General features: G+C 74.1%; 12 protein-coding genes and 1 pseudogene. 10 read left to right on the forward strand and 3 right to left on the reverse strand.

All coding sequences use genetic code 11. The features are described 5' to 3' along the window. Positions 1-56 precede the first annotated feature (56 nt). Both eccCb and CG747_RS11950 read left to right on the forward strand, forming a co-directional pair. Positions 57-4,430 (forward strand): type VII secretion protein EccCb, encoded by a 4,374-nt coding sequence (gene eccCb / locus CG747_RS11945; protein ID WP_100601672.1) that lies wholly within the window; start codon positions 57-59, stop codon positions 4,428-4,430. Positions 4,431-4,627: 197 nt separating this feature from the next. Continuing rightward, entirely contained in the window at positions 4,628-5,389 is a 762-nt protein-coding gene (locus CG747_RS11950; protein WP_100601673.1) for a GNAT family N-acetyltransferase, read from the forward strand. On the opposite strand, the gene CG747_RS11955 is transcribed toward CG747_RS11950, so the two are convergent. Both CG747_RS11955 and CG747_RS11960 read right to left on the reverse strand, forming a co-directional pair. Further along, positions 5,376-6,110: a DUF4389 domain-containing protein gene (locus CG747_RS11955; RefSeq protein ID WP_100601674.1), complete on the reverse strand. Its 735-nt coding sequence runs from the start codon at positions 6,108-6,110 to the stop codon at positions 5,376-5,378. The two genes, CG747_RS11950 and CG747_RS11955, sit on opposite strands and share 14 nt — an antisense overlap. 182 nt (positions 6,111-6,292) lie before the next feature. Beyond that, positions 6,293-7,741 (reverse strand): glutamate decarboxylase, encoded by a 1,449-nt coding sequence (locus CG747_RS11960; protein WP_100601675.1) that lies wholly within the window; start codon positions 7,739-7,741, stop codon positions 6,293-6,295. Positions 7,742-7,968: 227 nt separating this feature from the next. Here CG747_RS11960 and CG747_RS49265 point away from each other — a divergent pair. The 5 genes and pseudogenes from CG747_RS49265 (at position 7,969) to CG747_RS11980 (ending at position 14,971) form a co-directional block, all read left to right on the forward strand. After that, a pseudogene (locus CG747_RS49265) lies at positions 7,969-8,252 on the forward strand (DUF6309 family protein). 340 nt (positions 8,253-8,592) lie between these two features. Continuing rightward, on the forward strand, positions 8,593-8,751 hold the full coding sequence (lanA, locus tag CG747_RS11965; RefSeq protein WP_100601676.1) for an SCO0268 family class II lanthipeptide: 159 nt from the start codon (positions 8,593-8,595) through the stop codon (positions 8,749-8,751). Between the two features lie 150 nt (positions 8,752-8,901). After that, on the forward strand, positions 8,902-12,192 hold the full coding sequence (locus CG747_RS11970) for a lantibiotic dehydratase (protein WP_100601891.1): 3,291 nt from the start codon (positions 8,902-8,904) through the stop codon (positions 12,190-12,192). Then, on the forward strand, positions 12,189-13,595 hold the full coding sequence (locus CG747_RS11975; RefSeq protein ID WP_100601677.1) for a lanthionine synthetase C family protein: 1,407 nt from the start codon (positions 12,189-12,191) through the stop codon (positions 13,593-13,595). Before CG747_RS11970 ends, CG747_RS11975 begins: the two co-directional genes overlap by 4 nt. Positions 13,596-13,930: 335 nt before the next feature. After that, positions 13,931-14,971, forward strand: a complete 1,041-nt coding sequence (locus tag CG747_RS11980) for an alcohol dehydrogenase catalytic domain-containing protein (protein ID WP_100601678.1) — start codon at positions 13,931-13,933, stop codon at positions 14,969-14,971. Between the two features lie 68 nt (positions 14,972-15,039). Here the strand turns inward: CG747_RS11980 and CG747_RS11985 are convergent, their stop codons facing one another. Next, the gene (locus tag CG747_RS11985) at positions 15,040-15,996 is read right to left on the reverse strand and encodes a helix-turn-helix domain-containing protein (RefSeq protein WP_100601679.1); all 957 of its coding nucleotides are present in this window, start codon (positions 15,994-15,996) and stop codon (positions 15,040-15,042) included. A gap of 70 nt (positions 15,997-16,066) precedes the next feature. Here CG747_RS11985 and CG747_RS11990 point away from each other — a divergent pair, with 70 nt between their 5' ends. From CG747_RS11990 to CG747_RS12000, 3 genes are all read left to right on the forward strand, one after another. Continuing rightward, the gene (locus tag CG747_RS11990; protein WP_257980353.1) at positions 16,067-16,411 is read left to right on the forward strand and encodes a cupin domain-containing protein; all 345 of its coding nucleotides are present in this window, start codon (positions 16,067-16,069) and stop codon (positions 16,409-16,411) included. Between the two features lie 560 nt (positions 16,412-16,971). Next, positions 16,972-18,012 (forward strand): ATP-binding cassette domain-containing protein, encoded by a 1,041-nt coding sequence (locus CG747_RS11995; protein ID WP_100601893.1) that lies wholly within the window; start codon positions 16,972-16,974, stop codon positions 18,010-18,012. Next, positions 18,009-18,806: an ABC transporter permease gene (locus tag CG747_RS12000; protein WP_100601680.1), complete on the forward strand. Its 798-nt coding sequence runs from the start codon at positions 18,009-18,011 to the stop codon at positions 18,804-18,806. The genes CG747_RS11995 and CG747_RS12000 overlap by 4 nt, the downstream gene beginning before the upstream one ends. The last annotated feature ends 81 nt before the right edge of the window (positions 18,807-18,887 follow it).

Raw genomic sequence — 18,887 nt, forward strand, 5'->3', positions numbered from 1 at the left:
GGCGCGGCCGGACGGCGCCGGGGCGCGCCCGGAAGCGCGGACCTCGGGAGACTGCCGTGGGTGAGCGCCGCGCCCTGCTGATCGCCACCGAGCGCTACCTCGACGACTCGCTGCCCCAGCTCCGGTCGCCGGTCCACGACGCCCGCAAGCTGGCGGCGCTGCTCGAAGACCCGGACCTCGGCCAGTTCGACTCCGTACAGGTCCTGGTCGACGAGTCCAAGGCGGTCATCGAGGAGGCCGTCGAGCGGCTCTTCACGGACCGTGAGGTGGACCTCGCACTGGTCTACCTGTCCTGCCACGGGCTGAAGGACAGGCGGGGGCGGCTGCACTTCGCGACGGTGCGGACCAGCCGCGAGATGATCCGGGCCAGTTCGGTCTCGGCGGAGTTCATCAAGGAGTCGATGGAGTACAGCCGGGCGCAGCAGAAGATAGCGCTGTTGGACTGCTGCTTCTCCGGCGCGTTCGGCATGTCGAAGGGCGACCCGGGCCTCGACGACATCCCCCGGCAGTTCGTGGACCACCGCGGAAGCTATGTGATCGCGGCGGCCAACTCCGTCCAGGAGGCCATCGAGGACGAGACCCCGGGCGGCGGGCCGGCCGAGTGGAGCTCGGTCTTCACCCGCGCCGTGATCGACGGCCTGAGCAGCGGGCGGGCCGACCTCGACGAGGATGGCTGGGTCACGGCGCAGGAGCTGTACCAGTACGTGTCCGACACGGTGGCCCGCACGCACGAGCAGCGGCCCACCTTCTTCGGCAGCGACATCCAGGGCGGCACCCGGCTGCGGCTGTCGAAGGCGTCCCCGCACGCGCACCGGCCGTTCCCCGGCCTCGCCGAGACCGACGGCCCGTCGCCGCTCGCCACCGTCGACCAGCTGCTGCCGCCACTGGCGGTGACCCCCGACCGCGGCCTCACCGCCGAGGACTGGCGGAAGAACGGGCAGTTGATCACGCCGATCGGGCGGTCCCATCGGACCGAGGGCCGCCGGGTCCAGATCCATCACGTGGACCTCTCCGGCGGAGCCGGACACGTGGCCGTGGCCGGCGGGCCGCGCAGCGGAAAGACCCTGCTGCTGCAGACGCTGGTGACCTCGCTCGCGCTGACGCACACCCCGTACGAGGTCGAGTTCCACTGCGTCGACTTCGGCGGCGGCGGACTGCGCCGGCTCAGGCACCTGCCGCACGTCCGCGGCTTCGCGCAGCGCCAGGACCCGGACGGGGTGCACCGGGTGGTCGCGCAGGCGGTGGCGCTCGGCACCCGCCGGGAGCACGACTTCGAGCGCCTGCCGGCGATCGACTCCATCGAGGCGTACCGGGGCGCGCGGGCCCGCGGCCTGCTCGCCGACCAACCGGTCGGCGACCTCTTCCTCGTCATCGACGGGTGGGCGGAGTTCGCCGAGCACTTCCAGGACCTGGCGGTGGCGCTGCGCGGCATCGGGACCACCGGTCTGCGCCACGGGGTGCATCTGATGGTGAGCACGTCCCGCTGGGCGGCCCTCCCGCGGCCCCTGCTGGAGGTGATGCTGACCCGCTTCGAACTGGCGCTCAGCTCCCCCGAGGAGTCCCTGATCCACCCGGAGCTGGCCGCCCGGCTCACCCCGGCCACACCCGGTGTGGCTCTCTGCAACGACCGGGCCGAGAAGCGGTACGTGCACATCGCGCTGCCGCGTACGGACGGGGCGGCATCGGTGCACGACCTGGCGACGGCCGCGGCGGAGCTGGGCGCGCGGGTGCGCGGTGGCTGGGCCCGGTTCGCGGCGGAGGAGCCGGCTCCGCCCGTGCCGCCCGCTTCCCCGGACACCCTGCCGTTCACCGAGCTGCTGGCCATCGAGGACCCCGGCAGCTTCGACGCGACCCGGTCCTGGCGTCCGCGCAGCCCCGAGCAGCGGCTCCGGGTGCCGATCGGGATCGACCAGGAGGGACAGCCGGTCTTCCTGGACCTCAAGGAGGCGGCCCAGAACGGGATGGGTCCGCACGGACTGTGCGTGGGTGCCACCGGCTCCGGCAAGTCCGAGCTGCTGCGCACCCTGGTGATGGCGCTCGCCGTCACGCACTCCTCGGAGCACCTCAACTTCATCCTGGTCGACTTCAAGGGCGGCGCGACCTTCGTCGGCCTGGCGGAGCTGCCGCACGTCGCGGCGGTGATCACCAACCTCGCCGAGGACACCACGCTGATCGACCGGATGCGGGACTCGATCAGCGGCGAGCTGCAACGCCGCCAGGAGCTGCTGCGCTCCGCGGGGAACTACGCCAACCTCACCGACTACGAGCGCGCCCGGGCCGCGGGGCTGCCCCTGGAGCCGCTGCCCTCCCTGGTCGTCGTGGTCGACGAGTTCAGCGAACTGCTCACCGCCAAGCCGGACTTCATCGAGATGTTCGTCCAGATCGGGCGGATCGGCCGCTCGCTGGGCGTCCACATGCTGCTCGCCTCGCAACGCCTGGAAGAGGGCCGGCTGCGGGGCCTGGACACGTACCTGTCGTACCGGATCGGGCTGCGGACCTTCTCCGCGGCCGAGTCGCGGGCGGCGATCGGGGTGCCGGACGCCTACCACCTGCCCGCGACGCCGGGCAGCGGCATCCTCCGGTACGGCGGCGAGGTCGTGATCCGGTTCGCGGCCGCGTACGTCTCGGGCGTCTACCAGGCGCCGGGGGCGGCCGCCGGCACCGGGACGGCCGAGGACCCCGCGGACGCCCTCGCCGACCGCGTGCTGGACGTCCTCATCCGGCGGCTGGCGGGCCAGGGCCCGCCGGCGCACCCGGTCTGGCTGCCGCCGCTGGACGACTCGCCGACCGTCGACCAGCTGCTGCCGCCGCTGGTGACCACCCCGGAGCGCGGTCTGCACCCGGCCTCCTACACGGCGCTGGGCCGCCTGGTGGTGCCCGCCGCCCTGGTGGACAAGCCGTACGAGCAGCGCCGCGACGTGATGTACCTGGACTTCTCCGCGGGGGCCGGGCACGGGATGGTCGTCGGCGGTCCGCAGACCGGCAAGTCGACCGCGCTGCGCTCGATGATCGTCGCGTTCGCGCTCACCCACACCCCCCGCGAAGTGCAGTTCTACTGTGTGGACTTCGGCGGTGGCGGGATGCTCGACCTGGCGCGGCTGCCGCACGTCGGCGGGGTCGCCACCCGGCTGGAGCCGGACCGGGTGCGCCGTACGATCGCCGAGGTCAGCGGGATCCTGGAGCGCCGGGAGGAGTTCTTCCGCGCCCACCGCATCGACTCCGTCGCCACCTACCGGCGGCGCCGGGCCGCCGGGGAGTTCCCGGACGAGGCGTGGGGCGACGTCTTCCTGGTGATCGACGGCTTCTCCGCGTTCCAGGCGGACTACGAGCGGCTGGACGGCACCCTCCTCGACCTGGCCGGGCGCGGTCTGGGCTTCGGCGTCCACCTCGTGCTCAGCGCCGCCCGGTACACCGAGATCCGGCCGGCCCTGCGCGATCAGCTGCTCAACCGGATCGAACTGCGGCTGGGCGACCCCTCCGAGTCGGAGTTCGACCGGCGGGAGGCGCAGAACGTGCCGGTCGGCCGAGCCGGCCGCGGGCTGTCGCCGGAACGGCTGCACTTCCTCACCGCGCTGCCGCGGATCGACGGCGTCGGCGAGACCGACGACCCGGGCGTCGCGCTGGGCAAGCTGGCGTCGTTGGTGCGGACGGAGTGGGTGGGGCCGGTGGCGCCGCCGGTGCGGGTGCTGCCGGCGGTGTTCCCGGCCACCGAACTGCCGGCACCGGCGGAGGGCCTGCCCGGTGTCGCGTTCGGCATCGACGAGGCGGACCTGGCGCCCGTCCGGATCGACTTCGAGAGCGACCCGCTGCTGGTGGTCTACGGCGAGACCGAATCGGGCAAGTCGGCGCTGCTGCGGCTGCTGCTCGCGCAGCTCGCGGCGCGCTACCCGGGCAAGGAGGCCCTGATGGTGGTCGCCGACTACCGCCGGGACCTGCTGGGCAGCCTGCCCGACGACCACGTCACCGACTACTGCACCGCCGCCCCGCGGCTCCACGAGGCGGTCGCCGGGCTCGCCGAATCACTGGGGCGGCGGATGCCCGGACCGGACATCACCGCGGAGCAACTGCGCAACCGCAGCTGGTACGACGCACCGGACGCGTTCGTGATCGTCGACGACTACGACCTGGTGCCGACCCGCGGCGGCAACCCGCTGCAGCCGCTGCTGGAGTACCTGCCGTTCGCCCGCGACGTGGGGCTGCGCCTGATCCTGGCGCGGAGCACCGCGGGCGCCGGCCGGGCGGTCTACGAACCGCTGCTGCAACGCGTCACGGAGCTGGGTGCGCAGACCCTGCTGTTCTCCGGCGACCCGGCGGAGGGCGCACTGGTCGGGCCGCACCGCCCGACGCAGCTGCCGCCGGGCCGGGCGCGGTTCATCGGCCGCAAACGGGGGCCGCGACTGGTGCAAACGGCCTGGTTGCCGCAGGGTTAGGGCCCGGCGGCGGCTGTCCGGCGGGGGCGATTTGCCCCCTCCCGGGGGCGGTGTGCGAGAGTGGGTTTTCCGGTCGGCCGGGCGTTTCGCCCTGTGCGGCGATGGCCGCCGGAACTCCCGCTGGACCCCCTCCGTGCCCCGCACGGTTCCTGCCCGTCCGGCCTCCCCTCCCCCGAGCGACTTCTTCCCCGAGAGCGATGCAGGCGACGACTCTTCTCCCCCGGACCGCGGATCTGTTCACCCAGGGCCTGGAGCGGCAGGCCGGCTCCGCGCTGCTGCGCTTCGGCGCCGCACGGCCGCGGCCGGTCGGCCGGGTCAGTTGGTCCGGCGACGGTGCGGTGGCCTGGCTCGACGAGCCGCGCGGCCATGTCTGGAGCGTCGGCGAGCCGATCGCGGCGGCCGGCCTCGTCCTCCGTGCCGCCCATCAACTCCCGGACACCATAAGGGAGTTCACCGGCCCGCGGGGCACCGACGCGTTGCTCGGGCGGCATCTGGCGGTGGCCGACCCGATCGCCTGGGTGTTCCGGTGGACGCTCGACGAGCCGCCGGTCCATCCGGCGGAGGAGCGGGTGGTCGCGCTGGACGCGACGCACCACGACGAGCTGCTGGACTTCCTCACCGAGCACAGCCCGGCGTACTCGACCGGGCCCGGCTCCGCGGACGTCAGCCTGTGGGCCGGGATCCGCGGCGCGGACGGGCGGCTGGTGGCGTGCGGTGCGCTGAGCACGCTGCGGGACAACGGCGCCCCGCTGATGGCGTCGGTCGCCACCGACGCGGCCCAGCGCGGCCAGGGGCTGGGGGCGGCGCTGACCTCGTGGCTGACCCGGTACGCCGTCCGCCGGTACGGGTTCTGCACCCTGTGGCAGCTCGCCGACAACGCCCCCGCCGAGCGGCTCTACACCCGCCTCGGCTACCGCAACGAGGATCCGTGCGTGGCCGGGCGGTTCACCGCGCGGTGACCACCGGGGGGTGCCGGTGGTGGAAGCGGTTCCACAGGCGGCCGGCGCTGCGGCCGGCGCTGCGGCCGGCGCGCTCCGGCCGCAGCGGCGGGAGCGCGTCGGTCAGGAAGAAGAGGTAGGCCAGGATCTGGAGCACCCAGCGGTTGAGGGCGAGGAGGCCGCGGAACTGGCTCCGGGGGTAGCGGCCGGTCCGGAGCAGCGCGGCGGCGGGCGAGCTCAGGACCAGGATCGTCAGGGCGACCAGCGCCAGGATGGCCGACAGTCCGCCGATCCACCACACCAGGCGGAAGACCAGGCCGACGAGCACCAGCAGCAGGAGCTCCGGGAGGGCGCGCAGCCTCGACAGGAGCAGCCCCGGGCCGCGGGGCAGGTGCTCCGGACGGTCGATGTACAGGCGGGCGGGGTAGTCGGGCACGTCGCGGAGGGTGAAGGGCGGGTAGCGGTCGGTGGCCAGCGCCCCGTAGGAGTAGTAGGCCACGCGCCAGACCCAGCGCAGCACGCCGGTGGTGAAGCCGAACAGCCACCGGGGGTAGCGCCCGGTGAAGAAGATCACCGGGAAGGCCAGCACGGTGGCCAGCAGGAAACCGATGCCCAGGACGGTCAGCATGATGTGGTGCGGGACGAGGAGCAGCCACTTGACCGCCCAGAGCCAGCGGGACAGCGGTTCGTCCAGCTCCGCCTCGACCCGTACCGGCTGGTAGTCCGCGGCGAGCGTCGACATGGCCGTCAGCTCCTTCCGCCGTAGTGGCCGGATCCGGCCGGAGCGGGCCCCCTCTCCTCCAGCTTGACCGAGTCGGGCCGGTTTGGCAGCGGTCCCGGGCCGACATTCTCGCGACGGGCGTCCCCCTTCCGGCTCCGGCCCACCGGCCCGGGGCACCGGGCCGGGGACGGGACCGGCTGCGGTCAGTCGCGGACCTTCTGCTCCGGGATGGCCGGGCGGCCGGCCTGCTTGGTCTCGGCGCCGTGGGCGAAACCGCCGGCGTCGGCGGCGTCGCGGTGCGGGCGCTGCTGGGCCTGGAGGCGCGGCAGGACACGGCGGAGGTCTTCGAGGAACAGGTCGCCGAGGTCGTGGCCGAAGCCGTTGCGGACGACGACGCGGAGGGCGGCCAGGTCGGTGCGGTTGGCGGGGAAGGTGTAGGCGGGGACCTGCCAGCCGCGTTCGCGGAGGGCGGCGGAGACGTCGAAGACGGTGAAGTTGGTGACGTCGTCGCTGATCCGGAAGGCGAAGACGGGGAGCTGGCTGCCGTCGGTGAGCAGCGTGAAGGGGCCCATCCCGGCGATCTCGGCGGCGACCCGGGTGGCGACGTCCCGGCTGGTCTGCTGGACGGCGCGGTAGCCCTCGAAGCCCAGGCGCAGGAAGTTGTAGTACTGCGCGATGACCTGGGCGCCGGGCCGGGAGAAGTTCAGCGCGAAGGTGGGCATGTCACCGCCCAGGTAGTTGACGTGGAAGACCAGGTCCTCGGGGAGCGCGTCGGCGTCCCGCCACAGGGCCCAGCCGACGCCGGGCATCACCAGGCCGTACTTGTGGCCGGAGGTGTTGATGGAGGCGACCCGCGGGAGCCGGAAGTCCCAGACGAGTTCGGGGTCGAGGAAGGGGGCGATCATCGCGCCGGAGGCGCCGTCGACGTGCAGCGGGACGTCGATGCCGGTGCGCTCCTGGAGGGCGTCCAGGGCCGCGGAGATCTCGGCGACCGGCTCGTAGGCGCCGTCGAAGGTGGAGCCGAGGACGGCGACGACGCCGATGGTGTTCTCGTCGCAGAGTTCGACGGCCTGCTCCGGGGAGAGGATGAAGCGGTCGCCCTCCATGGGGACGTAGCGCGGCTCGACCTCGAAGTAGTTGGCGAACTTCTCCCAGCAGATCTGGACGTTGATGCCCATCACCATGTTGGGGCGCTCGGCGGACTTGCCCTCGGCGCGCCGGCGGTGCTGCCAGCGGCGCTTGAGCGCCAGCCCGGCGAGCATCGCGGCCTCGCTGGAACCGGTGGTCGAACAGCCCACCGCGGCATGGGAGTCGGGGGCGTGCCACAGGTCGGCGAGCATGTGTACGCAGCGCGCCTCGATCTCGGCGGTCTGCGGGTACTCGTCCTTGTCGATCATGTTCTTCTCGGCGCACTCGGCCATCAGGCGCTGGGCCTGCGGTTCGGCCCAGGTGCTGACGAAGGTGGCGAGATTGAGCCGGGCGTTGCCGTCCAGCATGAGTTCGTCGTGGACGATCTGGTACGCGGTGTCGGGGTCCATGCCGTCGGCCGGCAGCTCGTACCGGGGGACGTGGACCGGTTCCCGGCTGAAGACCGGGTTGACGGCGAGGTTGCGGCTGGCGTCGCGGTGCTGGTGCGGGCGCTTGAGTGGCATGGTGAGCGTGTCCTTCTCGGGTACGTGCCGGGCCGTGCGGCGGACGGTCCGGTCGGCCCTCCCGCCCGGCCGGGCCGGTCCGCACGCGGCGGCCAGGTTAACGGGTGCGGGTGTGCGGGGGCGGTGGGTTGTGCCACCCCGGTGCGACGATCGGCCACCGGGATATCGCCCCGAAGGCCGCGCGGGATGGCGAGGGCGGCGATCGGGAACTCGTCCCGCCGACCGGCATGACGGTGGCCGAGACCGCCGAAACGCTCCGCTCCCAGCAGGACGCCTACGCGCGGAGCAACCCCGTCTGCTGGCGGAAGCTGCTCCGGCAGCGCACCGCCCCCCGCACCCGCTCTTCCTCAGCGCCCGGGCCGTCAGCGGCGTGGACTACGAGGGCCTGCGGGTCAAGGAGGGCGTCACCCACCTCGACGGGCTGCACCGCATGATCGCCTGGGCGGCCTGGCACCGGCTCCCCGAGGGCGAGGAGACCCCCGCCTACGTGGCGTTCGCCGCGCCCCGCTGAGCCGCGAACGGCGACCGGGCGTCGGATGGCGGGTGCGCGATGCGGCTTCCAGCGCGCCCGAATTCCTAGGACGTCCGAGTAGTTGCCGCGACTTTCGGACAGTTCCGGAGAGGGCTGGCGACCGCCCGTGGGCCGCGTCTCCCGGCAGGGCCCGGCGCCGGACCAGGGCAGGTGAGGTCGTGCCACCGGACCCGGGACCGGCCGATCCGGCGTGCGCGTTCGTCCGGTTTTCGCCTCCCTGTCCCGTGTTACCACGGTGAAAGGTGGGCCTACCGAGCCCCTTGGGGTGCTCGGGTTGATTCGACCGGTTGTGTGGCTCGACAAACCTTTTGGAGGGAACATGCGTACCGAGATCGTTCTTCAGGAATTCGACGACGCCGACCTCGACCTGGATCTGCGCATCTCCGATGTCTCGGACCAGGCCCAGGAGTTCGGCCAGGGCACCTACACCTCGCCGAGCAGCTATGCGATCGGCACCCGGTGTCCCACCTGCTGCTGACCTCCGGGTGAGCTCCCGAGCGGGGCGGGCCCGGCCCGCCCCGCTCTCCCGTACACCGCAGTGAATCCTGTGCCGCCGGCGACGTGGGGAACGAACCAGGTGCGACCAGATCTGGATGTGTTCGAGGTCCGAGAGCCGGTGCTGGTGCGGATGGCCAGTACGCCGCGGGGCCGGGACGACGGCCGCGTCGACCCCGGCGACCCGGCCACCGGGGTGCGGCAGTTGGTCGGCGACCCCCTGCTGCGCCAGGCCGTCGAGGTGGCCAGCGGCAGCCTCGCGCACAGCCTGGACCGGCTGGACACCGCGGACGGCGCGGCGACCCTCGGCCGGAAGCGGACGCTCAGCGCGGCGCGGACCCTCACCCGGTACGCCCGGCGGGCGGGCGGCCGCCCCACCCCCTTCGGCCTGTTCGCCGGCGTCGGCCGCGCCCACTTCGGCCCCGCGGCCAAGGCGGAACTCACCGGTCCGGGCGAGGTGGCGGCCCGGCTCGACGGCGGCTGGCTGCACCGCCGCGTCCTGGACTGGCTGGCGGTCCCCGAGGTCCGGCGCCGGGTCGACGTGGTGCTCAACGACCTGTGCGTCCGCCGGGACGGGCGGCTGCTCCTGCACTCCGGCGAACGCGAGGCGTCGGTACGGGACAACGCGCTGGTGGGCGTGGTCCGGGCGGAGGCCGCCCGACCGGTGGCCTACGCCGCACTGCTCGACCGGTTGGCCGCGCGGTTCCCCGCCACCGCCCCGGAGCGGATCGACACCCTGCTCGCCGGACTGGTGCAACACGGCTTCCTCCTCACCTCCCTGACCCCGTACCGGATCGACGACGCGCTCCTCGACCGGATCGAGTCCGCGCTGGCGGGGGTCGTGCCCGGCGGCTCCGAGGGGCTGCGGGCGGTCCGCGCGGCAGCGACCGCCTACGCGGCGGAACCACCGGGCGCGGGCCGCCGGGCGTGGCAGGCCCTGCTGGCGGGCGTCCACCGCCTCGACACCGCCGGGGAGGAGAGCGGGGGCACCACGGCCGGCGGCCCGGACGCCGCGGCCCGCCGCTCCGGACGGCGCGCGCCCGCTCCCCCGGCCGCGGACGGCGCCGGACGGCCGCCGGTCCAGGTCGACCTGCGGCTGACCGGCGACTTCGTGCTGCCGGAAGCGATCGGCGCGGAGGTCCGGCGGTACGCCGCGGCGATCTGGGCGATGACCCCCGAGTGGGGGACGCTGGCGTACATGCGGGACTACCGCGACCGCTTCATCGAGCGGTACGGAACCGCCTGCGCGGTCCCCCTCGCCGACCTGGTCGATCCGCACCGCGGGCTGGGGCTGCCGCCGGAGTACCACGAGGGCGGTGCGGTGGCGCCCGGATCCCCCGGGCCCGGCGGCGGCGACGCCGACCGGGCGCGCCGGACCGCCGTCGCCGAACTCGTCCAGCAGGCGGTACTGGACGGCGGCGACATCGAGTTGACCGACGACGACGTGGCGCGGCTGGCGGCCGCCGCCGGGCACGCACCGGGCGGGCGGCCGCCCCGCACGCTCGAACTGTGCTTCCAGGTGCTGGCCGACAGTCCGGCCGCGCTCGACCGGGGTGACTTCCTGCTCCTGGGCAGCCCGCACATCGGGTCGTGGACGGCCGGCGCGACGGCGGGCCGCTTCGCCGCCGGCACCGGGCTCACCGGCGCGCTGTCCCAACTGGTCGGCGGGCAGGGCGAGGAGGCCGACGACGTCCTGCCGGCACAGGTGGAACTGGCGCCGCGGGACCCGCGGTCGCTGAACATCGTGCAGGTCCCGCCGCTGCTCCCGTACCGCATCCCCGTCGGGGTCGCCGACGACCGCGGCGACCCGCACTGCCTGGACTGGCGCACCCTGCTGGTCGCGGCCGGGGAGGATGGTCTGCGCCTGCTGCATGGCCCGACGGGCCGTCAGATCGCACCGGTGATACCGCACATGCTCGCGCTCGACACCCAGGCGCCCCCGGTGGCCCGCTTCCTGGCGGACCTGGCAGCGGCCCGGCCGCGGGTCTGGTCCGGCTGGGACTGGGCGGGCCTGGACGTGCTGCCGTACCTGCCGCGGGTCCGCTACGGCCGGGTGCTGACCTCTCCCCGCCGCTGGCTCGCCGGGCGCCGGCTGCGGGACGCGGCCCGGACGCCGGGCGCCGCCGCCTGGGAGGACGGCCTGCACGCCTGGCGCCGCCGCAACCGGGTGCCGGACCGGCTCCAGATCGCCCGCAACGACCAGATGTTCCCCATCGACCTGCGCGAGCCGTGGGACCGGTCGCTGCTACGGGCCGAACTGACCGCCGTGGAACCCCGGTTCGTCCTGTACGAGGACCTCACCGCCGACGGCCGCGGGCTCGGCTGGAACTCCGGGCACAGCACCGAGATCGTGGTGCCGCTGGCCCGCGCGGGCCGGACCGGGCCGAGCGGCCCGCCCGCCACGCCGCGCTCCGCCGCCGCACCGGAAGCGTCTCCTCCGGCGCGCCGCGCGGCGGACGCGGGTGCGCCGGCTGCCGCCGGGCCGCTCCGCCCCGCCCCCACCCGGGTCCATCTCCCCGGCGAGGACTGGCTGTTCGTCAAGCTCTACGCCGACCCGGCGGCCCATGACGCGCTCCTGGCGGACCGGCTGCCCGCGCTCCTGGCCGAGGTCGAAGCCGCTACCGACCGCTGGTTCTTCCTGCGCTACCGGGACCCGGAACCGCATCTGCGGCTGCGTTTCCACGGCGCGCCCGCGGAGCTGACCGGCCGGGTGCTGCCCGCCGTCGCCCGGCATGTGCGGGAGCTGATCGGGTCCGGGGCGGTGCGCACCATGACGCTGGACGCGTACCGGCCCGAGACCGACCGGTACGGCGGCCCGGCGGCCCAGGCGGCGGCCGAGCGGCTCTTCCGCACGGACAGCCGGTCGGCCCTGCTCCAGCTGCGGGCGCGGCGGGCCGGGGCGGCGACGGTACCCGACGAGGTGCTGGCCGCGGCCGGCCATGCGGTCCTGCTGGACTCGCTCGACGACTGGGACTGGTGCGCCTGGGTGGACCGCATGTTCACCAAGGGCCCCGACCACGAGGTCTACCAGCGGCACCGCGCACTGGCCGACCGGCTGATCCGGCCCGGCGAGACCGCCGGGGACACCGCCCGGCACGCCGCCCGGGCACTCGGCATGCCCGCCCTGGCGGACCTGTGGACGGAGTCGCCGGAGCCGCGGGCGTACGGGGAACTGCTGCGCGCCGCCCCGGAGGCGGACCGCGACGAGGCCGTCCTGTCCCTGCTGCACATCCGGCACAACCGGCTGTTCGGCATCGACCGGGCGGCGGAGGGCCGCGGCTACGCGGTGCTCCGGGGTGCGGTCCGGTCGCTGCGCGGCCGCCGGGCGCACGGGGTCGGACCCGGTGGTGCGCCACCGGACGGCACCGGCGGCCGGGCCCCGGCTCCGGACGGCGGCGCCGTCGCCGCGGGGGCGGCCCGATGACCACCGCCGACCCGACCGCGACCCGCGCACGCACCGCCCTCCGCGACCGCGCCGGAGCCGTGTCGGCGGAGCTCCTCGACCGGCTCGCCGACCCGGCCGCCACCATGGCCGCGACCCGGATACCCGCCGAAGCGGCCGACGACGGCCGCCCCGAGGGCATCTGGGCGGAACTGACCCTCGGCAGCGGCAGCCCCGGCCTCTCCCTCGCATTCAGCGGCGGCACCGGGCCGGCCACCGACCGCCCGGCCCGCGCACACCGCTACCTCGCCGTCGCGACCCGGGCAGCGGCCGACGGCGGCACCGTTCCGAGCGGGATCTTCAAGGGCCCCGGGGCACTGGCCTGCGCGGTCCTCGTCGCCCACCGCGCCACCGGCGGCTACGTCTCCGCGCTCCAACGGCTCGACGCGTACCAGCGCGACCTGGTCCGCACCGCACTGCCCGACGTCCCCGACGGCCCGCTGACCACCATCGGGCACTACGAGGTGGTCCGCGGGATGACCGGCGTCGGCCGCTACCTCCTCGCCCGCGCCGACACCTGCACCGACGAACTCACCGCCGTCCTGGGCTACTTGACGCGGCTGGCGCTCGGGGACGTCGCCCACCCCCAGGGCCACCGGGTGCCGCGCTGGTGGGCCCTCGACGCCCCGCGGATCGGCGCCGAGGCCACGCTCCCCGGTGGGCACCTCAACCTCGGCCTGTCACACGGTGTGGCGGGGCCGCTGGCACTGCTCTCCCTCGCCTGGCAGCAGGGCGTCCGGCTACCGGGTCAGCGGGACGCCATCGCATCCGCGGCCGACCTGCTGACGCGGTGGGCGGTGCGGGACGCGCACGGGGTGTACTGGCCGGGCCATCTCAGCCTCGCCCAATGGCTGGCCGGCCCCGAGGCGTACGCCGAACCGGCCGGCTGGCCCTCCTGGTGCTACGGCGCACCGGGCGTCTCCCGCGCCCTCCAACTGGCGGGACGCGCCCTCGGCAGACCGGACTGGACCGCACTGGCCACGGCTTCGGTCGAACGGCTGCTGGCGCTCCCCCTGGACCAGTGGGGCGTCACCGACCACGCGCTCTGCCACGGCTGGGCCGGCGCGCTGCACCAACTCGGCCGGCTGGCCGAGGACTTCACGGTCGGCGACCACGAGGCACCCGCCGCCCGCCGCACCGGCGGGCACGCGCACCGCGCGCTCACCGACCGCCTCGCGGTCCGGCGGGACGAGGTGGCGACCCGCCTCCTCGACGCCTTCCGGCCCGACGCGCCCTTCGGCTACCGCTTCACCATGACGCGGGTGCCGTTCGCCTCCGACGTCTCCGGCTATCTGGACGGCGCGGCGGGCGTCGCCCTGGCCCTGGACGCCTATGCGACGGGCGGCGCCACCACGGGCTGGGACCTGCCGCTGCTGCTGTCCTGAGCCCCCCGCCCCGGGCGGTCCGCGCCCGCTGTGCGGGGGCGCCGCGGACCGCCGTCGCCGCTCGGCGCGCGTGATCGGCCCGGAGCTGCTGTGCTGGTTCAAGGAGGCCGTTGCACCGGCAGCCGACGGCGCCGGCAGGTATCCGAGCCGCACGTACGCGGGAGCACGGACACGGGAGACACGTACACGGGAAGCGCGCAGGGAAGCCGGGGCGGACCCGACGCGGGGAACGGCCGCCACGCGGGCCAGCGGGCACGCGGCGGAGCGGGTCCCCGGCGTGCGGGAGCCGGTACGAGGCGCCGCCGCACCGGCTCGCGCAGGTGGGAGAGGTCCAGATGAGCAGCTACCGAGTCGCGCAGGTCGGCGCCGCCGGCGCGCCCTTCGAGATCGTCGAACGTGAGGTGCCGCGGCCGGGTCCCGGGCACGTGCGGATCGCCGTGGACGCCTGCGGGATCTGTCACAGCGACGCCATGTTCGTCGGCGGCGCGCTGCCGGACATCTCCTTCCCCCTGGTCACCGGCCATGAGATCGCCGGGCGCATCGCGGAGGTCGGCGAGGGCACGGACAGCCACTGGAAGGTCGGCGAGCGGGTCGCGGTGGGCTGGTTCGGCGGCAGCTGCCACCACTGCACCGCCTGCCGGCAGGGCGACTTCATCGTGTGCGAGCAGCTGAAGGTGCCGGGCTGGGCGTACGACGGCGGGTTCGGCGAATCGGTGATCGCCCCGGCCGACGCGCTGGCGCGGATCCCCGACGGCCTGGCCGCGGCCGACGCGGGGCCGATGGCCTGCGCCGGGGTCACCACCTACAACGGGCTGCGGCGCAGCCCGGCCCGGCCCGGCGATCTGGTCGCCGTACTCGGCCTCGGCGGCCTGGGGCACCTGGGCGTGCGGTTCGCCACCGCGATGGGTTTCGAGACGGTCGCGATCGCCCGCGGCGCCGACAAGGCGGACTTCGCCAAGCAGCTCGGTGCGCACCACTACATCGACAGCACCGCCGGAACGTCCGTCGCGGACGCGCTCCAGTCCCTCGGCGGCGCCCGGGTGGTGCTGGCCACCGCCGCCAACTCCGCCGCCATCTCCGCGACCGTGGACGGTCTGACGCACCGCGGCGAGCTGGTGGTCATCGGCGCGGACACCGAACCGCTGGCGATCAACCCGACCCAGCTGCTGATGCGCGCCCGGGTCGTCCGCGGCCACCCGTCCGGCACCGCGCAGGACGTCCAGGACGCCATGGAGTTCTGCGTGCTCCAGGGGATCCGCCCGATGATCGAGACGATGCCGCTGAACGACGTCAACGAGGCGTACGGGAAGATGCTCGCCGGGACGGCCCGGTTCCGGATGGTGCTCACCCACACGGAAGCCGGACGCGCGCACTGACACCGGGCGTCCGTGCCCGGGTGGTCCTCCGACCGTCCCGTCCCCCGGAGCCCTCGCGGTCGGCGCCGTCACGCCCCCGTGCGAAATGCCCGACGGTAGGCCCCCGGTGTCGTCCCCAGCGCGCGGAGGAAGCGCCTCCGCAGGTTGGTGGCCGAGGAGAGGCCGACGCGGCGGGCGACGGCGTCCAAGGGGAGGTCGGTGGACTCCAGTAGCTCCCGGGACGCGGCGATGCGCTGGGCGAGCAGCCACTGCCCGGGGCTCGCACCGAGCTGGTCGGCGAACCGGCGGGCGAGCGTGCGCGCCGATACGCCCTCGTGCGCGGCCAGTTCCTCGACCGGGAGCGGTTCGTCGAGCCGTGCGGTCATCCACTCCAGGAGGGGCGCCAGCGAGCCGTCCATCTGGACGGGGCGCGGTGGCGCCGTGTACTGGAGCTGGCCGCCTTCCCGGTGCGGTGGCATGACCATGCTCCGGGCGACCTGTGCGGCGTAGCCGGCCCCGTGGTCGGCGCGGACCAGGTGCAGGCAGAGGTCGATGCCCGCTCCGGAGCCCGCGCTGGTGGCGACGTCGCCGTGGTCCACGTACAGCACGTCCGGGTCCACCTGGACGGCCGGGAAGAGTTCGGCCAGTTGGCCGGCGCGGGCCCAGTGGGTGGTCGCCCGCCGCCCGTCCAGCAGCCCGGCGTGCGCCAGCGCGAACGCACCGGAGCAGATGCTGACCAGCCGCGCCCCCCGCTCGTGCGCCCGGCGCAGGGCGCGGACGACGGCGGGTGCGGGCGGCTCCTCGGGAGGCAGCCACCCGGGGATGACGACGGTGTCCGCGCCGTCCAGCGCGGCCAGCCCGTCCGGCACGAGCATGTCGTACCCCGCGAGGGTGGCCACCGGGCCCGGCCGTTCCGTGCACACCCCGAAGGCGTACCGGACCGGGACCCCGCGCCGCTCGATACCGAACACCTCTGCCGCACAGCCGAGTTCGAAGGTCGATTGCGGTGTGCGGACGAGCGCGACCACACGATGGACGGCAGACATGACAGGAAAGTACCTCAGGATGTCTTTTCTGACACTCGGCCGGTCGGCACCGTTCCACGAGGCTGTCCCCATGGCAACGAAAGAGAACACGGACGACGCGATGGCCGGTTACGTGTGGTCCGCCGTGGCGGACGCACCGGTGCGCGAACTGTTTCCCGGCATCCGGCTGCGTCCGCTGTGGAGCGGGGAGAACGGCGCCAAGGCCCAGGTCGTGGAGCTCGACCCGGACACCTCCTGGGAGGGCATAGACGTGCACGAGCCGGGCCCCGAGGAGGTGTTCGTGGTCTCGGGCGTCTTCAACGACGGCGAACGGGACTACCCGGCCGGCTCGTTCATCCACGCACCCGCCGGCTCCTGGCACGTCCCGCAGACGAAGACGGGGTGCACGCTGTTCGTGTTCTACCCGGAGGGGTAGCGCCCCAGGGGCGCCCCCGAGCGGCGGAACGAGCTACGGAGCGGCGCCCTGCGGGAGGACGCCCGTCACCACCCGACGACCAGCAGCCCCGCCCGCCGCCCCACCCGACATCCCAACGCCCCGGCATCCCGACATCCGTCCAAGCCGCCGTCCGAGCCGTCGCTCGGACGGCGGCTCCGTCGTGTTCGCCGCACACCGGTGACACCAGTGGCGTCAAGCATGGCGCCACAAGGTGCCGCACATGACACCATCGGCACCACCGAGACGCCACCACCGCATACCCCAGTCACCGCAACCCTTTTACGGCCCTCCGGGCGCCACTCCACACACCCCCGGAGCGCCGGGCGAAACACCCACCGACGCACCGATCGACACCATCACGACACACACATGACGCCACGACGCTCGCCATGGCACCAAACATGTGCCACTATGGCGCCATGGACCTGACGCCCTACGTCGGCACCTTCCGGCACGGCCACGCGGCCGCCTCGTACACGGCGACACGTCCCTCGCAGACGCATCCCCATCCCGAGAACGGACCTGCCGTCATGGCACGTATGACCGCGGCGCCAGCCGCCACGAACCGGACCGCACCCGCCCCGACCCCCACCCGCCCCGCGGCGATCTCGGCCGTCGGGCTGGCCAAGTCCTACGGCGACAAGGTGGTGCTCGACGGGATCGACCTGACCGTCCCCGAGGGCACGATCTTCGCCCTGCTGGGGCCGAACGGCGCCGGCAAGACCACCACCGTCCAGATCCTCTCCACCCTCATCCCGGCCTCCGGCGGCCAGGTGCGGGTGGCCGGCCACGACGTCTCCCGCGATCCCGACGCGGTACGCACCGTGATCGGCGTGACCGGCCAGTTCGCGGCGCTGGACAACCTCCTCAACGCCCGGGAGAACCTCCTCCTGATGGCGGATCTGTACCATCTCGACCGCCGCGAAGGCCGCCGGCGGATCACCGAACTGCTCCGCCGCTTCGACCTCACCGATGCGGCGGACAAACCGGTCGCCACCTTCTCGGGCGGTATGCGCCGCAAGCTCGACCTCGCCATGACCCTGGTCGGCGATCCGCGGATCATCTTCCTCGACGAACCGACCACCGGACTCGATCCGCGCAGCCGGCGGACGATGCAGGAGATCATCCGCAGCCTGGTCGACGACGACGGCGTCACCATCTTCCTGACCACCCAGTACCTGGAGGAGGCCGACCAACTCGCCGACCGCATCGCCCTCCTGGACCACGGCAAGCTGGTCGCCGAGGGCACCGCGGACGAACTCAAGCGCCGGATGCCCGGCGGTCATCTCCGCCTCCGGTTCGCCGACCTGCACGGCCTGGAAACCGCGGCCGCCCTCTTCGGCACCGCCACGCCCGACCGTGACGCGCTCACCCTGCGGATCCCCGGCGACGGCCGGATCCCCACCGTGCGCGCCGTTCTCGACGCCCTGGACGCCGCGTCGGTCGAGGCCGCGTCCCTCACCGTGCACACCCCCGACCTCGACGACGTCTTCCTCACCCTCACCGGCCGGCCGCAGCAGGGGCAGCGGTCCGCGCAGTCACCCCAGTCGCCCACCGCCCGGACGGAGCAGGACCGATGAGCACCCCCTCGTACGCGCTGCGCGACTCGATGACGATGCTGCGGCGCAACCTCAAGCACGCACAGCGCTATCCGTCCATGACGATCTCGGTCGTCGCCATGCCGATCCTGATGCTGCTGCTGTTCGTCTACGTCTTCGGCGGCGCGCTCGGCAACGGCATCGGCGGCGCGTCCGCGGCCAACGGCCATGGCGGGTACGTCAATTACGTCGCGCCGGGAATCATTCTGATGGCGGCGACGTCGGGAGCGGTCGCCACCGCGGTGTCCGTGTGCACCGATATGACCGAAGGGATCATCAACCGCTTCCGCACCATGGCGATCTCCCGCGGTTCGGTGCTCACAGGGCATGTGGTCGGCAGCGTCATCCAGACCATGCTCAGCCTGGTCCTGGTCATCGGGGTCGCACTGGCGGTGGGCTTCCGGCCGCACGCCACACCGCTCGGCTGGATCGCCGCGATCGGCCTGCTCGCCCTGCTCGCCTTCGGCCTCACCTGGCTGGCGGCCGCGATGGGCCTGGTGGCCAAGACCGTCGAATCGGCGAGCAACGCTCCGATGCCGCTGACCTTCCTGCCCTTCCTGGGCAGCGCCTTCGTCCCGCCGGAGTCCATGCCGGCCGGAATCCGCTGGTTCGCCGAGTACCAGCCCTTCACGCCGATCAACGAGACCCTGCGGGGCCTGCTGATGGGCACACCAATCGGCAACAGCGCCCTGGCCGCCGTCGCCTGGTGCGTCGGCCTCGCCCTGGCCGGCTACCTGTGGGCGCGCGCCGCCTTCCGCCGCAGCGTCCAGCGCTGACCCGGCAGCTCCGCCCCGCCGCACGGCCCCTCGTCCCGAAGCCGCGCGGCCCCTCGCACCACACCACGATCACTCTCAGCC

Origin of the sequence: Streptomyces sp. CB02959, from assembly GCF_002803155.1 — a bacterium.
Classification (GTDB): Bacteria; Actinomycetota; Actinomycetes; order Streptomycetales; family Streptomycetaceae; genus Streptomyces.

Bases quoted from the DNA above. Each gene is read 5' to 3' on its own strand.
- CG747_RS11970 (WP_100601891.1), top strand. From the start codon at position 8,902: ATGGCCAGTACGCCGCGGGGCCGGGACGACGGCCGCGTCGACCCCGGC.
- CG747_RS11990 (WP_257980353.1), top strand. From the start codon at position 16,067: ATGGCAACGAAAGAGAACACGGACGACGCGATGGCCGGTTACGTGTGG.
- CG747_RS11980 (WP_100601678.1), top strand. From the start codon at position 13,931: ATGAGCAGCTACCGAGTCGCGCAGGTCGGCGCCGCCGGCGCGCCCTTC.
- CG747_RS11950 (WP_100601673.1), top strand. From the start codon at position 4,628: ATGCAGGCGACGACTCTTCTCCCCCGGACCGCGGATCTGTTCACCCAG.
- CG747_RS11995 (WP_100601893.1), top strand. From the start codon at position 16,972: ATGACCGCGGCGCCAGCCGCCACGAACCGGACCGCACCCGCCCCGACC.
- CG747_RS11955 (WP_100601674.1), bottom strand. From the start codon at position 6,110: ATGTCGACGCTCGCCGCGGACTACCAGCCGGTACGGGTCGAGGCGGAG.
- CG747_RS11985 (WP_100601679.1), bottom strand. From the start codon at position 15,996: ATGTCTGCCGTCCATCGTGTGGTCGCGCTCGTCCGCACACCGCAATCG.
- CG747_RS11975 (WP_100601677.1), top strand. From the start codon at position 12,189: ATGACCACCGCCGACCCGACCGCGACCCGCGCACGCACCGCCCTCCGC.
- CG747_RS12000 (WP_100601680.1), top strand. From the start codon at position 18,009: ATGAGCACCCCCTCGTACGCGCTGCGCGACTCGATGACGATGCTGCGG.
- lanA (WP_100601676.1), top strand. From the start codon at position 8,593: ATGCGTACCGAGATCGTTCTTCAGGAATTCGACGACGCCGACCTCGAC.
- CG747_RS11960 (WP_100601675.1), bottom strand. From the start codon at position 7,741: ATGCCACTCAAGCGCCCGCACCAGCACCGCGACGCCAGCCGCAACCTC.